12 protein-coding genes are annotated in these 15,994 nt (G+C 42.2%); 2 read left to right on the top strand and 10 right to left on the bottom strand.

The features are described from left to right. Nucleotides 1–25: 25 nt before the first annotated feature. Genes era through G587_RS20735 form a run of 5 tightly spaced genes read right to left on the bottom strand, consistent with a single transcriptional unit; the run spans nucleotide 26 to nucleotide 7,912 of the window. Nucleotides 26–1,111, bottom strand: coding sequence for a GTPase Era (gene era, locus G587_RS26045; protein ID WP_026490570.1), 1,086 nt, complete (start codon nucleotides 1,109–1,111; stop codon nucleotides 26–28). Continuing rightward, a complete protein-coding gene (locus G587_RS0100190) occupies nucleotides 1,089–4,037 on the bottom strand; it encodes an insulinase family protein (protein ID WP_026490569.1) in 2,949 nt (982 codons plus the stop codon). Before G587_RS0100190 ends, era begins: the two co-directional genes overlap by 23 nt. Before the next feature lie 35 nt (nucleotides 4,038–4,072). Continuing rightward, nucleotides 4,073–5,710 carry a hypothetical protein gene (locus G587_RS0100185; RefSeq protein ID WP_026490568.1) on the bottom strand — a complete coding sequence of 546 codons (1,638 nt, stop codon included), beginning with the start codon at nucleotides 5,708–5,710 and terminating at the stop codon, nucleotides 4,073–4,075. 32 nt (nucleotides 5,711–5,742) lie between these two features. Next, nucleotides 5,743–6,483 (bottom strand): YebC/PmpR family DNA-binding transcriptional regulator, encoded by a 741-nt coding sequence (locus G587_RS0100180; protein WP_026490567.1) that lies wholly within the window; start codon nucleotides 6,481–6,483, stop codon nucleotides 5,743–5,745. Between the two features lie 22 nt (nucleotides 6,484–6,505). After that, entirely contained in the window at nucleotides 6,506–7,912 is a 1,407-nt protein-coding gene (locus tag G587_RS20735) for a hemolysin family protein (protein WP_035785222.1), read from the bottom strand. 188 nt (nucleotides 7,913–8,100) lie between these two features. Between G587_RS20735 and G587_RS23925 the strand changes: the two genes are divergently transcribed. Beyond that, nucleotides 8,101–9,057, top strand: coding sequence for a J domain-containing protein (locus G587_RS23925; protein WP_051200442.1), 957 nt, complete (start codon nucleotides 8,101–8,103; stop codon nucleotides 9,055–9,057). 28 nt (nucleotides 9,058–9,085) lie between these two features. Here G587_RS23925 and alr read toward each other — a convergent pair whose 3' ends face one another. The 4 genes from alr to G587_RS0100150 are packed head-to-tail and all read right to left on the bottom strand — an operon-like array spanning nucleotide 9,086 to nucleotide 13,288. Continuing rightward, complete coding sequence (gene alr, locus G587_RS0100165; protein ID WP_035785216.1) at nucleotides 9,086–10,291, bottom strand: alanine racemase; 1,206 nt, start codon at nucleotides 10,289–10,291, stop codon at nucleotides 9,086–9,088. Between the two features lie 18 nt (nucleotides 10,292–10,309). Further along, nucleotides 10,310–11,950, bottom strand: a complete 1,641-nt coding sequence (locus G587_RS0100160) for a bifunctional ADP-dependent NAD(P)H-hydrate dehydratase/NAD(P)H-hydrate epimerase (protein WP_026490565.1) — start codon at nucleotides 11,948–11,950, stop codon at nucleotides 10,310–10,312. After that, complete coding sequence (locus G587_RS20725; RefSeq protein ID WP_051200441.1) at nucleotides 11,928–12,617, bottom strand: hypothetical protein; 690 nt, start codon at nucleotides 12,615–12,617, stop codon at nucleotides 11,928–11,930. The genes G587_RS0100160 and G587_RS20725 overlap by 23 nt, the downstream gene beginning before the upstream one ends. A gap of 23 nt (nucleotides 12,618–12,640) precedes the next feature. Continuing rightward, complete coding sequence (locus G587_RS0100150) at nucleotides 12,641–13,288, bottom strand: redox-sensing transcriptional repressor Rex (protein WP_026490564.1); 648 nt, start codon at nucleotides 13,286–13,288, stop codon at nucleotides 12,641–12,643. Between the two features lie 312 nt (nucleotides 13,289–13,600). On the opposite strand from G587_RS0100150, the gene G587_RS0100145 reads away from it, so the two are divergent. Then, a complete protein-coding gene (locus G587_RS0100145; protein WP_026490563.1) occupies nucleotides 13,601–13,936 on the top strand; it encodes a hypothetical protein in 336 nt (111 codons plus the stop codon). A 40-nt stretch (nucleotides 13,937–13,976) separates the two neighbouring features. Here G587_RS0100145 and abc-f read toward each other — a convergent pair whose 3' ends face one another. After that, complete coding sequence (abc-f, locus tag G587_RS0100140; protein ID WP_026490562.1) at nucleotides 13,977–15,971, bottom strand: ribosomal protection-like ABC-F family protein; 1,995 nt, start codon at nucleotides 15,969–15,971, stop codon at nucleotides 13,977–13,979. Nucleotides 15,972–15,994: the final 23 nt, after the last annotated feature.

The raw sequence follows: 15,994 nt of genomic DNA, 5'->3' as shown, positions 1-15,994 counted from the left end.
GGCAGCCCTCCAAGCCTGTGAGGGCTTATTTAGTATTCTTATATCCAAAATTCTTCATCTGGACTGTGTCATTTCTCCAGTCCTTTCTGACCTTTACAAAAAGCTGAAGATTAACCTTGCAGCCCACAAGCTTTTCTATATCAACTCTTGCCTGTGAACCAATCTTTTTAAGCATGGCTCCACCTTTACCGATAATGATTCCCTTATGTGAATCACGCTCACAGATGATAGAAGCTTCAATATCCATGATCTCAGTCTCATCAGACACATCCGCTGCATCCTTTGCTCCGCCCTTAAGAGCTGCAAGCATGGCCTCAAGATCAGGAGCATCACCCGAGCCCTGAACGTTTTTTGCAGCAACATTGGCATTTTTCTTTGGCGGGTGAACATGCTTGGATTTCTTCTTTTTAGCAGGCGCTGCAGCCCTTCTTGTTTTCATGGTCTCTACAGTTACAGCAATACCATGAGGTACTTCGTCGGATAAAAGTCTAAGCGCCTTTTCACGGATGATCTCTCCTACAATATCCCTCTCGGACTGGTCTGTAAGAGTTTCATCATCATAAAAAGGATCTCCGTAGGGAAGTCTGTCGAATATTCTCTGCATAAGCTCATCAAGATTATCGCTCTTTAAAGCAGATACAGTCACGATATCCGCATACTCCATCTCTTTTTTATAGGCATCAATGAAGCTTTTTAAATCTTCTCCTGAAACAGTATCAATCTTATTTATTACAAGAATAACCTGCTTACCGCATTCTCTTAGCTGATCTATGATCATGTGCTCACCGGCGCCGATAAAGGTGCTGGGCTCAACAAGCCATAAGATCAGGTCAACTTCTTCCATGGTCTTGGTAGCAACCTTTACCATGTATTCACCAAGCTTATTCTTGGACTCATGAATACCGGGAGTATCAAGGAATACAATCTGTCCGCGATCATCCGTATAAACAGTCTGTATCCTTCCGCGGGTTGTCTGGGGCTTATGGGATGTTATAGCTATCTTCTGACCTATAAGATGATTCATCAGCGTGGATTTTCCCACATTAGGTCTTCCGATGAGCGTAACATAGCCGCATTTCATACTTAAATTATTGTTCTGATTTTCCTGCATAAATAAGCTGCTCCACTTTTCCAAATAAATCCTTATTCTGCATAAGCTTGTTGCCGTCACCTACAACGCAAAGGCACTCGTCCTCCATGAAGGCATCAACATATGCGGCAAGGCTTCTTATCTTATTCTGATCTGTAGCAAGAAGTGTATCCCTGTCGTTCTGAATGTTCTTCATATCAGCCTTGCAGAGGTAGGCTGTAAGTCCGTAAGCTCCCTTCGCAGAAGGTGTCTTCGGAGTATCGATATCACTTATAGCTCCTATTACAAACTGTGTGATCGTACGGTCATCAGCCTCAAAGTTCTTAAGATAATCAGATGCTTCCTTGAAAACATCAATACTTCTTGAAAGGTGCGGGTCTCTGTAGGTTACAAAATATGAGTCACCGTTCTTGGCAAAGCCGCTCATGCAGCCATAGGCACCGCCCAGAACTCTGATATTTTTCCAGAGATAATCATAGCCAAGCATAACTCTGAGTACTCTTAAGGAACCATCGTATTTAAGTCCCTTTGATGCAAAATTACCTGCGCGGCAAACATACTGAACCTGTCCCGCTGTCTGGAAGCCCTCGTTCTTCTTCTCACACTTGATTTCAAATCCCTTAACTGAGATTTCCTCTGTATGAAGAGTATCGGCGAACTTAACTACCTTATCCTCGAGACCGGGATACTCCTTCTCAGAAGCTGTATAGTCTACAAGAAGATTCTCCGGACGGAAAATTATTCTGCAGAGCTCTGTCATTTTATCAATAATGTCATCAGCAGCGTTTATGTCATCTGTGATCTTCTCGCGAACTTCCTCAACAAGTCTGTAGCCACCGATACCAGAAACCATATCGGATATCATAGCTGACTTTGATACATAAGAAAGAGCTCTTAAAGCCGCACTGTGGTGGCCTGCTCCGGCCAGCTCAGATCTTGCTCTGCTGCAGGATTCATCGAGAATCTCAAGAATTCTCTTTTTATCCTCAAACTTTGTTCTTAAAATAATCTCGCTTACAAGCTCGAAGGCCTTTTCAAGCTGAGGATAAAGAACCTTAGCTGATATCTCAAAGGTTGTTACGAACTTACTTGTATCATTAGAATCTGTATATGTGCTTATAGCAGCATTTATTCCACCTGTCTGAAGGTTGATCTCATTGTACAGATCAGTATATGAATAGTTCTCGGTATCCATAAGTCCAAGCAGGGTCTTCAGCATGGGTGCATACGGAAGAAGTCTGTCCGGAACATTTATCATGTCAAATACAAAGTTCAGATAACCGATTCCGTTTGTAAATACATTATGGAAAAGAATCTTTCTGTCGCCGCACGTTCTGACTTCATTTATAAACTGCTCTGCCTCTTTCTTTATATCATCGATTGTAAGAAGCGGAATCTTGGCAAGATCCTCAGGCCTGTCAGGCTCCTCCTGATATGCCTTGAGCTCTGCTGTTTCCTTTACGATTGTCTCGAGCTCATCCTTAGACATACTGTCACGAAGAGTCTGTAGTTTCTTTTTAAGCTCCTCTTCCTTCTTCTCAGTAAGTCCCTTCTTGGGCTCCATTACAAGCAGAGTGCTGTGAGTGTTCTGAAGCAGGTATTTTTCTATAAGCTTTTCAAAATAGCCTGTCTCAACCTCTTTCTTAAGAGCAGCAAAGGTCTCATTTGCTTCAATGTTGATCCAGGGCTTGGACTCATCGTAGAGCCAGCTGTCGAATACCTGAAGTCCATAGAGAAGTCCCTTGGGGAATCTTCCAAAATCAGCCTCACGGTATTTGAATTCATCTGCGTTAATACCTGCAAGGAGGGCCTTTTTATCTATTCCCTTAGCTACCTGCTCCTTAAGTACTTCTTCAATAGTACTTACAAATTCTTCTCTCTGCTCAGGATTGGCATTCTTGGCAACAATAGAGAAAACAGGCTGAATAATGCCGTTGTCGTAGTCGCTGAATACTTCGCTGCCAATTCCCTTATCAATAAGAGCCTTCTTAACAGGCGCTCCGGGAGCTGAGCAAAGTGCATAGTCAAGAATGTCAAAAGCAACATAGAACTTAGGATCAAGGCTGCTTCCTACTGCATAGTTAAGGGAGAGATATGTATTATCTCTCTCTGATTCCTCGTTAAGGATAGGATACTGACCAGTAACTTCCTTTCGTACATCAAAAGCCTTCTGAAGCTTTATCTCTGAATCTATAGCCAGAGTGTCATATTTTGAGAGATAGTTCTCATCGATATACTGAAGCTTTTCAGCCATATCCATATTTCCGTACAGGTAGATATAGCTGTTTGAAGGATGATAATACTTTCTATGAAAATCGAGATAATCCTCATAGGTCAGGTTATAGATTTCTTCCGGATCTCCGCCTGACTCAATTCCGTAGGTGGTATCAGGGAAAAGAGATTTTCTTATCTCTCTTGAAACAACCTCATCAGCTGAGGAAAATGCACCCTTCATCTCGTTGTAAACAACACCGTTGATCTTTAGCTCATCATTGATGTCGTCCATCTCATAGTGCCATCCCTCCTGCATAAATATCTTCTTGGTCTGATAAATATTGGGATAAAATACAGCATCAAGATATACATGCATTAAGTTCTGGAAATCCGCATCATTACAGCTTGCCACAGGATAAACTGTCTTATCCGGATATGTCATGGCATTAAGGAATGTATTGAGGGAACCCTTTACAAGTTCAACAAAGGGATCCTTTATAGGGAACTCCTTAGAGCCGCAAAGTACGGTATGCTCAATAATGTGAGCTACACCTGTAGAATCCTTGGGCGGAGTTCTGAAACCGATGTAAAAAACCTTATTTTCATCATCATTAGATAAAAGTGCAACCTTAGCACCTGTCTTTTTATGACGAACTATATAGCTGTCTGAGTTCAGATCCTCTATTCTTCTGTGCTCTAATACTTCATAGGTACTAAGCTCTTCAACTTTCATTAACAGTAATCCCTTTCAAAATTATCTTTATATTTTTAGATATCGAAGTCATCACCCGGTTTAAGAGTGATATCGAAATCGTCTTTTTCTTCATTAGTTTTTTCTGGAGTTTTTTCCTCTACAGGCTCGTTTATTTCGGGCTCTTTCGTTTCAGTTTCTTCTGTTTCGGGCTCTGAAGGTTCTGTCGCAGCAGCTTCTGCAACTGTGTCAGTTGTCTTCTTGCCTACGGATAATACTCCTATATCAGCCATCTCGGGTCTGTTCATATTGAAATTAGGAACAAGGTCTTCCTCATCCTCATCTCCAAAGGGAAGTACCATACCCTCAGGAACAAAGCGTAGCTTTTCTTCTTTCTCTTCCTTCTTTTCTTCCTGTTCAGGCTCTTCTGTCTTTTCTTCTTCAGGCTCATCAATCTCGATGATATCATCTGCACCTTCAACATAGGCAAAGCATGCAAAGCCGCAGCTGATAAGAATAACAAATGCAGCAATTATCATTACTTCGCTGTTAGCTACGGTCTCTCCAAGGAATACAGAAACCAGGATCATAAGGACTGAATAAATCAGCCATGGTGTAATCTTCTCGCATCTTTCCTTTGTTAAATACAAAATTGCAGGAATAAATGCAAGTCCAAGTATAGCAAATGCAAAATATGTATTAGGAAGAGAATTCTTAACCATAATCAGCCAGGGGCTGTTGTTATATCCGTAGAATCTCCAGGTCCAGCGGTAATATGTATCCGGTACACTTCCTGTGCCGCCCTCCCATATAAGCATGCCGATAAATGCGGCAACTCCTGACAGGAGAAGCAATATCTCATTTATGCATACGTCAAAGGTCTCGCCGTAAATATCAGCAAGTGCCCAGGCGGAAAGTAAAAATACTACAGGTACAGCTGCTGCAGCATCAAGGTAGATCATAAGTCCCATAAATCCGCCAAGTAAAATACTGAACACCTTGTAAAACCATCTGGTACCAACTCTGTGCTCAAAGCCTTTTACATACAGCACAACAAGAAACGTTTCAAAAGCCAGTGCTGTAAAAATAAGCTGAGCGCTGTCAATTGTGCGAAGTGAGTATCCAAAGGATGGAACAAAAGCTGTCACAAAGCCAAAAACCATTGCAGGGAGCATTCCGATACTGATTCTGACTGCAATATACAAAAGCAGAACCATTATAATTCTGAGTGCAAGATTTATGGAAAAGGCAACATTAAGAGAATTCCCAAGGAAGCTCATAATAACCCTGAGAACACTTGCATATCCCGCTTCTGCAGCTGTTGCATACTGTGGTATCTCACCTGACATCGCAACAGTTGCATTGTCATAAATCGTCAAATTGCCTGAGAACTCACTTACAAGAAGTGATGAATGGCTAAATGCAAAAAATGCCACCACAGCGATAATAACAGGAACCAAAATTTCCAGCCATACAGGCTTTTTCCATTCCTTTATTTTCTCGTTCTCATTTAGTTTTTCACCGATCTTATTACCGATAAGACATATAATAACAGCAGCTACCACGCAAATCGCAAGAGAACCGCCTGCTACTATATATCTGTCATAAGATAGAAAAAGCCCCGAGACAAAACCGGTAACTCCTATGGCAAATATCATTCCCACTAAATAAATCACCCAGACACAAATACCAATCCATGTCTTCCTAAGTTTCATCTCAAGGCCTCCCCATTTTTATTAGTAATTAATTACTCAGCTGCGCTGTCATCCCAGTTGTGATATACAGCCTGAACGTCATCATCCTCATCAAGGATATCAAGGATTCTCTGAATGCACTTTACATTGTTCTCATCAGTAACCTCAACATAGTTCTGAGGGATCATTGTGATCTCAGCTGATGCTGTTGCGATCTTCTCCTTATCAAGAGCCTCAACAACGCCCTGGAATGCATCGGGAGCTGTAAGGATCTCAAAGCTGTCCTCTTCCTCGTTGAAATCATCAGCGCCTGCATCAAGTACAAGCATCATAAGGTCATCAGCACCCATAGAGCACTCTTCCTTATCGATAAGGATCTGACCCTTTCTGTCAAACATGTAAGATACGCAGCCCTGAGTACCGATGTTACCGTTACCCTTGGAGAAAGCAGCTCTTACATTAGCAGCTGTACGGTTGATGTTATCTGTAAGTGTATCAACAATGATAGCTGTACCGCCGGGGCCATATCCTTCATAAGTAAGTGTCTGGTAATCAACGTTACCGTCAGCACCTGCAGCCTTCTTGATACCACGCTCGATAGTGTCGTTAGGCATGTTGTTAGCCTTAGCCTTTGCGATAACCTGAGCAAGCTTGAAGTTGTTAGCCGGATCAGGGCCACCCTCTTTAACTGCAACTGCGATCTCACGTCCGATTACTGTGAAAATCTTACCCTTTGCAGCATCGTTCTTCTCCTTCTTATGCTTGATGTTGGCAAATTTTGAATGTCCTGACATTTTATCCTCCTAAAAAAAACATTTAATTATCTTTATTTTCCTGATCGTCTCCGGTAGTTTCCGGCTTGTTTGTATCAAGTCGCTTTACCAGTACGCTTTGGATCATGTGGTTCTTCACTGAGAGTATCTTGAAGGAATAGCCTTCAATCTCAGCTGTAAAGTCTTCACCCTCCTCGGGTATTCTGTCCAGCTTGGAAATAAGCAGTCCGTTTACTGTCTCAAAATTAGCATCCTCAAACTCAATTCCAAACTTTTTTTCCAAATCTTCAAGGGGCGTTTTGCCCTCTATAATAAACTCATCCTTATTTGATGTGGCCTCGATGTAGTCCTGATCCTCATCATACTCATCCATGATATTGCCGACAATCTCTTCAATAATGTCCTCCATGGACACCAGGCCGGCGGTCTGTCCGTACTCGTCTATGACAATAACCATCTGAGTTTTGGACTTTTGCATATCATGAAAAAGGCTATCGATATTTCTTGTCTCCGGTACATTTCTGGGGGATCTTAAGAGTCCTCTTGTTTTTCTAAGAGGTGTATCATCATCCGTATGCTCGGAGAGCTTCTTCATTGCATCCCTTATATGAAGTATACCAATTATATGATCGATATTATCAAGATAAACCGGGAAACGGCTGTTGTTCATATCAAGCATGAAATCTACAGCTTCCTTGAGAGTAGTATTTCCGTCGATACAAACCATGGCCTTTCTGTTGGTCATTATATCCTGCGCCTGCTTATCTGAAAATTCGAAAATATTGGATATCATATCCGCTTCCGAATCCTGAAGCACACCCTGCTCCTGGCCTTCAGATACCATTGATTTTATCTCTTCCTCGGTGACGTCATTCTCATCAGCATCCCAGTGAAAACCGAATATCCTCAGAATCCCTATGGCTGTGAGTCTTATAAGTGCCGTAAAAGGACTAAAGAATTTAATGATAAGAGTAATGGCACCGACTCCGAAGTATGCCCACTTTTCAGGGTATCTCGCACCGAGCTTCCTCGGTATAAGAACTCCTATAGTAAGTACTATATACATAAGTATCAATACTGCCAGAATATAAGAAATAGTCTGGACAAGAAAAGTGTTCTTTATAAAGCCGCTAATAAGCTTATATGTGAAACCGCTCAAGGCTCTGATATAGATGACACCCAGCAACATATTGATAAGAAGTGTCAGAAGCTGAATGGTATTTATGTAACGCCCGGGGAATTCAAGTATCTCCTCAAGCTTCTCAGCTGTCTTTTTCTCTCTTTGCTGAAGAGTTGACTGATTATCATCATCCTTGTCAGTTCCGAGCTTTAGATCATCCGGCTTAAGATTCTCAATTGCAGCTCCAAATCCATAGCAGAGCATATCAATGAGAATGACAATAACAAATATCAATAAAAATGCAGTGGCAGTAGGCCCACCATCGTCCATTTATATCCATCTCCTTTACCGTAAAAATCGCAAAAAGCGTCAACATAAAATATAGCATTTTGCATGGATACCGTCAAGAAACCGTACTTGTCATCGTTTTTTCGTTAAGTTAAAATGAATACATGATTTCGGTGTTTTTTGAATTCCTCATAAGAGGACTAATTTGGATATTTAAATGCATATTTGATATGATACTGTTTTTCCTGCGTCAGTTATTCAGGCTGCTTCGCCTGTTCCTGGCGCTGCTTCCTGTAACTGCCGTGGTTTACAGCTTCTTTTTCTGCTTCCTCACCATAGAAGTCATCGCAGGCGAGAATATTATTTCATCGCTTCTTCCTATACAAATAGATTCCACTGAAGTAAAGGATGTTATAGTAAGTACCTTACGGGGCTATTTATCGATTTTATCAGGGTACAGTGGAACTCTGATGTATTTCCTGCTTTTTATTATAATGCTAATTCTTGCAATCCCGCTATTTTTGGTTTTTGTAGGTGTCGGAACCTTTGTATATGTAGGCAGGGTCTTTGTCATTACACTACTGGCGGATCTCGTCCTGTACTTTATAAGATGTGTGATATCAGGAAAATCGCCCTTTGACATCATCTCATCCAGGTGCCGATTGCTCTTCCCCGAGATGGGCAGACGAATGAACGAACGAAGCTATAACAGATGGCTACGCCGACATCGTGATGAATTTGAAAATGACACCTTTGGAAAAACCGAAAAAAGAAGTCCTCTTGAAGAGTTCTATGCGGAAGATCCTGATGACGAAGATGAAGATTATGATGACGAGGATTATGGCGACGAGGAGGAGTATTACCCCGAGGAAGAATACGACGAGGACGAGTATTATCCCGATGAAGATTATTATGAAGATGAGGAAGACGATGATTTCGATGAATACTATGACGATCGCATAGAGGACAGGCACAGTCGCAGAGATCATCCTCATGAAAAGCCCGGTCACACATCCTCTGATATATCTGCCTTCAATTTCTTTGCAGGCTGTACCACCTTAGAGTCTGCCACAAAAAAATACAAGACCCTGGTTAAGCTCTATCACCCCGATAACATGGACGGCGATACAGCTGCCCTTCAGGAAATAAACATGCAATACAATGAAATAAAAAGACGGCTAAGCTGATAATCCTTCAGCTATAGCCGTCATATTTTTATACCTCGAAGGCTTTAAGAATCTTACCATCCATGGAGTACAATCTTGGCACGCGGTGATTTATATCACAGGTAAACTCATAGTTGAATCTACCGCTCAAATCTCCAAGCTCCTCTATCGTAATCTTTTCAGGCTCGGAATCTCCATAGACCGCCTGTGCCTGTCCGATAAGAATAACCTCATCGCCCTCCTTCGCATTAGGTATTCCGGACACATCCACCATGAACTGATCCATGCATACCCTGCCAAGGATTCTCGCCTTTACGCCATGAACGAGGACATATCCTCTTCCACCTGAAAGGCTTCTGGGATAGCCATCACCATAGCCTACAGGAATTGTCGCTACTCTCATTCTTCTGTCGGAAACGAAGGTTCCGCCGTAGCTGACAGATGTATTCTCAGGAATATCCTTTATAAAGGATATATGGCTGTACATAGACATTACAGGCTTTATCTCGATCTTATTCCTGCTGACCTCCTCTGAGGGCCACATGCCATACATGGTAACTCCGCATCTTACCATATCCATGTGTGCTTCAGGCATATCGATTATGCTTGCGCTGTTAGCACAGTGAACGATCGGGATCTTGAAATCATTATCAGCTTCAACCTTTCTTACGAATTCCTCAAATTCCTTAAACCTGGAATGGGCATTTGTAAGATCAGCCTCATCTGCCCTTGCGAAGTGTGTAAAAAGGCCTTCAACCTCAATACCCTCTGTTGCAAGTGCTGTTTTTATAAAGTTCTCTCCATCGGCATCTGTTCTTACACCGATTCTGCTCATTCCGCAGTCAACAGCTACATGGACATGGAATATTTCATTTCCGCCCTGAGCTCTTCTCTTTTTAACACGCTCCGAGAGGTGCTTTAACATATCATATCTGAAAACAGTAGGCCTTATGTTTTCTCTGAGCATTCTCTCGTAGGCATAAGGGAAGGTATAGCCCAAAACTACTATAGGCTTACTTATTCCATTCTCACGAAGCTCGAAGGCCTCCTCTGCAGTTGCAGTAGCAAATCCCCATATATAAGCATTATTCTGAAGCATTCTGGAAATCGGTACTGCTCCAAAACCGTAGCCGTCAGCCTTAACAACTGCCAGCATCTTAGTGTTTCTTGGAAGTGAATTGTACATATTCTCAACATTCTGAGAAAGTGCATCCAGATCTATTTTTGCATAAACTCTTGAAAACTCGTCCAGCATTACAATATTGCCTCTTTTTTAAATAGTTTTTCCGGAAAAAATATCACGCAAGCTTCCGGATATATCTCTTGCGGTCATTCCCTGTCTGCCGTGCTTAATAGCAGCCATATCACCGGCTAAGCCGTGAAGAAATGCTCCTGTTACAGCTGCCTCAATAGCGCTTGAAAAGCCTGAAAGCACAAGGGCTCCAAGGAGTCCTGCAAGCACATCACCGCTTCCTGCGGTGGCCATTCCGTCATTACCGCTCAGATTGATAAAATTCCTTTCTCCGTCGGTAATAACACTTCTTGCGTCTTTACATATAATACTCGCATGAAATTCTTTTGCAAGTTTTATGGCTTCATCTATTAAACAGTTCCGGCTGTCATGTATGTTTTTACCTATAAGTCTCGAAAACTCGGCAAGATGAGGTGTCATTATAATATCAGCCTCATAATCACACACAAGCCTTCTGATCTCGTTATCCTCAGCAATTATATTAAGCGCATCAGCATCAAGGATAAGTGTATTGCCTGCATTTTTAAGGATAAGCTTAAGTATCTCTCTGCCTGAGCTGCCCTTTCCTATGCCAGGTCCGCATACAACAGCATCAGACCAGCTAAGGGCTTTCAGAAGTGTCTCTTTATCCTCTTCAAGCTCATTATCATCAAGGCCTTCAAAGGCTTCTTCAGAATAAATATCGGTCATAGCCTCAGGTAAAAGCGTCTGAATCGCAGACAGATTAGTCTTTTCGGTAAACACCCTCACCATTCCGGCGCCGCTTCTAAGGCAGCTTTCGGCAGCCATAATGCAGGCTCCGCTTATCTTTCTGCTTCCTGCAGCTACTAGCACCTTACCAAAGGATCCCTTGTTTCCTGCGGGATTCCTGGGCGGAAGAAGAAGTCCTGATGCCTTGTTATTATCAATAATATCAATGTATTTAAACAGTGGCATATCCTCAAGGAATCCTGCTTCCGTAATACCTACATTGACGATATGGATTTCACCTGAGTGAGCAGCTCCGGGATAAAAAGCGCAGCCCATTTTAAGAAATCCAAAGGTCACTGTCTCATCCGCACAAATGGCATGTCCCTGAACCTGTCCCGTATCGGAATTAATTCCGGTAGGTATATCTGCAGCAATAACATGAGGCACCTTATCATCAAAGTCCTCTCTTGCATAATTTATCTCGCAAACCGCTGACAGATAGTCGCCTTCGAGATTCCTCCTGCAGCCTATTCCAAGCATTGCATCTACAATTACGTCGCTCTTTTTTATCTCAGCATTTATCGTGCTGGAAGCAAAGTCGATCACATTGACGCCATAGGTAAGCGCTATCTTTAGCTGAGCGCTGCAGGCTGTAGACCTTTTGGAGGCAGACGCCTTTTCATGAAGGCTGTGATTAACCAGAATAAGCGTAACCTGAATTCCCTCCTGGTGAAGGATTCTTGCGGCCGCAATTCCGTCTCCGCCGTTATTACCGCTTCCCGCAAAAATAAGGACTCTGCCGGATGGCAAAAGAGCCTTCTTTACATATTTGCATATAGAAAGCGCCGCCCTCTCCATCAGTACATCCTGTGGAATTCCAAAGTGGTCGATCGTGGTCTGATCGCACCTTTTCATTTCGGCAGCGCTTACAACATATTTTGAATTCTTGTCAACTATCGGTAAATTTTTCATCTTCTACGATTATCCCATCTTGTTCTTTCATACCGGCTTTTAATACTGGATGTCGCTTATCGGGATCATACTTAAGATCAAAAAGGTCTATGACCTCGGGACCGAAAATGTTATGCATGTAAGAATAGACGTTAAAGTTCTCTATCTCCTTTTCCTGCAATCTGATGACATTCTTCTTAAGCTTGACTCTGACCTGAGATACCCACTCGTCAATGGCATCTATTTCTACGGTGTTGTCATGCATCTTCTTATAGAAAAGATTCATGGTTTCAATCATAAGCTTAAAATTTGCCTGATAGATTTCCCTAGGGAGACCGAGCATATTGTCCTCACACTCCTCTATCTTCTCATTACATTCCTTGATAAGACGGGTGTGATCATCAATCTCAGCCTCTATCTTCTTACGCTGCTTGGGATTCTTATCCGCATCATCCCTAAGTACAACGATTTCACCAAGAAGCTTTTTCTTAAGCCTCTTGATATCCTTGATCTTTTCTCTGGTCTTTTCCTGCGTCGCCACAAGCTTAATAAGCTCCGCCTCAAGCTGCTTAATTCTTGCAGTCTTAGGGCTCAGCACGAAAAGATCCTGCCATTTTTGGTCCTTGAAAAGAACTGGGACATCCTTTCCAACGAGTGCATCGGAATAAGTGCTACTGTCCTTCGCCATATCGGCTCCCTCATATGGTTATACTACTTCAGATTATGCGATTTTTCGTATCTCTCTACGCTGTAGGTAAGCTTCATCAGCGAATCTGAAAGATGTACATTTTCTACCTGCACATAATCCGGCAGTTCAAGATCCACATGCGCAAAATTCCATATTGCCTTTATTCCGCATTTCACAAGCTTGTCCGCCATAGGGACAGCCTGATCCTTTGGAATCGTAAGAACTGCTATCTCAATTTTGTTGTCCCTAACAAACTTTTCAATCTCCTCTACTGGTCTGATCTCAATATCCCTTATCTTCTTACCGTGAAGCTCAGGATTTAAATCAAACGCGCCTTTAAAAATAAATCCCCTGTTAAAAAAATTGTTGTAGCCTGAAAGCGCCTGTCCAAGATGCCCTGCTCCGATAATAATAAGAGTATGCTCTTTTCCAAGGCCTAAAATCTTACCAATCTCATCATACAGATACTCCACATTATATCCGTAACCCTGCTGACCAAATCCGCCAAAATTATTAAAATCCTGCCTTATCTGTGAAGCAGTAACCTTCATAATATCGCTTAATTCCTGAGATGATATACGTGTAATGCCCCGGTCCTTAAGCTCTCCAAGGTATCTGAAATATCGTGGCAGGCGGCTGATAACCGCCTGGGAAATATCTTTTCTTGTCATGTTTCCTCCAAACTTAACTTCACCGAATATATTATGTTTTTCATTAATTAGCACTGAAAATTCGGTTATATTTAATTATACTATCTGTTAAAATTTAGTCAATGTGTGAAATTGCCTATACAACATCATTTCCCATAAATTTAATAAACGTGAAAAATCCTTTCATATTCGGCATTTTCCGGTGAAAAATTGTTTCGAAAAAGTGCATATTTAGGTTTTCTTTAATAGTAAGTTTATGCTTTGTTTCGAATTGGAATTTATAATAATAAATAACTTCGTGTGTCCTTTTTTTGAAGTTGTGAGGGTTATATTATGGGAATGTCAATCGGAGGAATTAACGGATACGATATCTACCAGACCAAGCCTATGAACCTGAGCTTATCCAATCAGGCTCCTGTTTCAGATGTTTATGACAAACATAAAGCTGTAGGCGACGTGGCAACCGTCCCGCCTGTGGTATATCCAAATGCCCAGGAGGTAAAGATCGGTGAAGTCGCTAGTACTGATGGCAAGGATGAAGCCTTAAAGGTTAGTCAGCAGTACAACAACATTGCTTCCAAATTCGGAAATACGACAGTTGGATATGGCCGCGATATGACAGGCTACTCCTATGGTCAGAGTGGAAGCTCATTTGACGCCTTTGCTTAACGTGAATAACAGAAATGCTCCGGTTTCCCGGAGCATTTTTTTATTCTGATAATTCTGCCCACTCATCATAGAGAGTGCTTAATCTTTCTTCATTTGCCGTAAGCTCATCAGATAGCTTTCTCACCTTTGCAAGATCAGTTGCAACATCAGGATCAGAGAGCTCTTCGTTTATCCTCTCATTTCTTTCCTCGAGCTTTGCTATCTCTTCTTCACATTTTTTAAGTGCAGCTTCCTGCTTTCTCTTCTTCGCAGCCTCTTCCTTTTGAGCCTTCCAGTCTGCTGCGCCTGAGCCTGAATTGTCAGAAGAAGCGTTGCTGTTTCCTGCAAGCTTACCAAAGGAGCTGCCGGTTGCAGCTGAGGTGCTGTCCATTCCAATGCCTCTTCCAAAGGATGATGCATTTCCGCTCTCAGCAAGAACTCTTGCGGTCTGCTCCTCACAGTGCTCCATGTAGTAATCGTAATTACCTAAATAATTAATCATTCTGCCGTGTTTAAGATCAAGAATTCTTGTGGCAGTCTTATTTATAAAATAACGGTCATGGCTTACATAAAGTACTGTTCCCTCGTAGCCTGAAAGGGCATCCTCAAGGATTTCCTTACTGGTGATATCAAGGTGGTTTGTAGGCTCATCAAGGATAAGGAAATTAGCATCCGAAAGCATAAGCTTAGCAAGAGAAACTCTTCCCTTCTCACCACCTGAAAGATCGCCAATCCTCTTAAATACATCATCCCCTGTAAAAAGAAATGCTGCCAGGGTATTACGGATCTCGGTATTATTCATGGATGGATAGGCATCTGATAGCTCCTCAAACAGAGTCTTCTCATCATGAAGCACCTGATGCTCCTGATCGTAGTAGCCTATGTGAACCTTAACGCCAAGAGTGATCTCTCCGTCATCAAGACTCTCCATTCCGTTTATTATCTTCAGCATGGTGGTCTTACCGGTTCCGTTATCACCGATAATAGCAACCTTCTCACCGCGCTTGATATCAAAGCTAATGTTCTCAAAGAGCTTTTCATTGGCAAAGGACTTGGAGATGGAATCAACATGCATTACATCATTACCGCTGACACATGAGGGAGTGAGGGTAATTCTCATATCATCCCTTGCCTCAGTAGGCTTTTCAAGTCGTTCTATCTTATCGAGCATCTTTTCTCTGCTCTCGGCACGCTTGATGCTCTTTTCGCGATTAAACTGCTTGAGCTTTTCAATTACCTCTTCCTGATGCTTTATCTCTGCCTGCTGGTTAAGATATGCCTTGAGCTTGGCAGCTCTTATCTGCTCACGCTTTTTTGCATAAGCGGTGTAATTGCCGATATAAACATCAGCGCTTGTCTGATCTATCTCAATAACCTTCTGAGCAATTCTGTCCAGGAAATATCTATCATGGGAAACTATAAGCACAGCTCCCTTGTAGTTCATAAGGTAGCCCTCAAGCCACTTGATAGAGTTCATATCAAGGTGGTTCGTAGGCTCATCAAGGATAATAAGATCAGGACTCTGCAGAAGGAGCTTACCAAGAGCAACTCTGGTCTTCTGACCACCGGAAAGAGTTGAAATCCTCTTATCGAATTCCTCCTCTGAAAAGCCAAGACCCTTGGCAACGCCAATTACTTCACTCTCCCAGGCATAGCCATTCTTAAGCTGAAACTCATGGTTCATCTGGGCATAGCGCTCCATAAGTCTGTCCAGCTCCTCGCCCCTGAGAACGTCCATCTGAGCCTCTGCGCTTCTTATCTCTTTTTCAAGCTCTATAACGTCTCTTTTCATCTCACGAAGTTCTTCGTAAATGCTGTGAGCGCTGTCTATGTTCTGGTTCTGAGCAAGATATCCGACCGTTGTGTCCCTTGAAAGGGTGACAGTTCCTGTATCCGGCGTAAGCTCGCCAATAAGCATCCTTATAAGGGTTGTCTTACCTGCTCCGTTAATTCCTACTATAGCAGCCTTCTCATTGTCCTCTATGTGAAAAGATACGCCTTTTAATATATCCTTACCGTCAAATGATTTTGATAAGTCATGACAATTTAAAATCATAAAAAGTTCTCCAAATAAAATGT

Origin of the sequence: Butyrivibrio sp. XPD2002, assembly GCF_000423945.1 — a bacterium.
Classification (GTDB): Bacteria; Bacillota; Clostridia; order Lachnospirales; family Lachnospiraceae; genus Butyrivibrio.
This window is presented reverse-complemented; position numbering and strand designations above follow the sequence as displayed.

Bases quoted from the DNA above. Each gene is read 5' to 3' on its own strand.
- era (WP_026490570.1), bottom strand. From the start codon at position 1,111: ATGCAGGAAAATCAGAACAATAATTTAAGTATGAAATGCGGCTATGTT.
- G587_RS0100190 (WP_026490569.1), bottom strand. From the start codon at position 4,037: ATGAAAGTTGAAGAGCTTAGTACCTATGAAGTATTAGAGCACAGAAGA.
- G587_RS0100185 (WP_026490568.1), bottom strand. From the start codon at position 5,710: ATGAAACTTAGGAAGACATGGATTGGTATTTGTGTCTGGGTGATTTAT.
- G587_RS0100180 (WP_026490567.1), bottom strand. From the start codon at position 6,483: ATGTCAGGACATTCAAAATTTGCCAACATCAAGCATAAGAAGGAGAAG.
- G587_RS20735 (WP_035785222.1), bottom strand. From the start codon at position 7,912: ATGGACGATGGTGGGCCTACTGCCACTGCATTTTTATTGATATTTGTT.
- G587_RS23925 (WP_051200442.1), top strand. From the start codon at position 8,101: ATGATACTGTTTTTCCTGCGTCAGTTATTCAGGCTGCTTCGCCTGTTC.
- alr (WP_035785216.1), bottom strand. From the start codon at position 10,291: ATGCTGGACGAGTTTTCAAGAGTTTATGCAAAAATAGATCTGGATGCA.
- G587_RS0100160 (WP_026490565.1), bottom strand. From the start codon at position 11,950: ATGAAAAATTTACCGATAGTTGACAAGAATTCAAAATATGTTGTAAGC.
- G587_RS20725 (WP_051200441.1), bottom strand. From the start codon at position 12,617: ATGGCGAAGGACAGTAGCACTTATTCCGATGCACTCGTTGGAAAGGAT.
- G587_RS0100150 (WP_026490564.1), bottom strand. From the start codon at position 13,288: ATGACAAGAAAAGATATTTCCCAGGCGGTTATCAGCCGCCTGCCACGA.
- G587_RS0100145 (WP_026490563.1), top strand. From the start codon at position 13,601: ATGGGAATGTCAATCGGAGGAATTAACGGATACGATATCTACCAGACC.
- abc-f (WP_026490562.1), bottom strand. From the start codon at position 15,971: ATGATTTTAAATTGTCATGACTTATCAAAATCATTTGACGGTAAGGAT.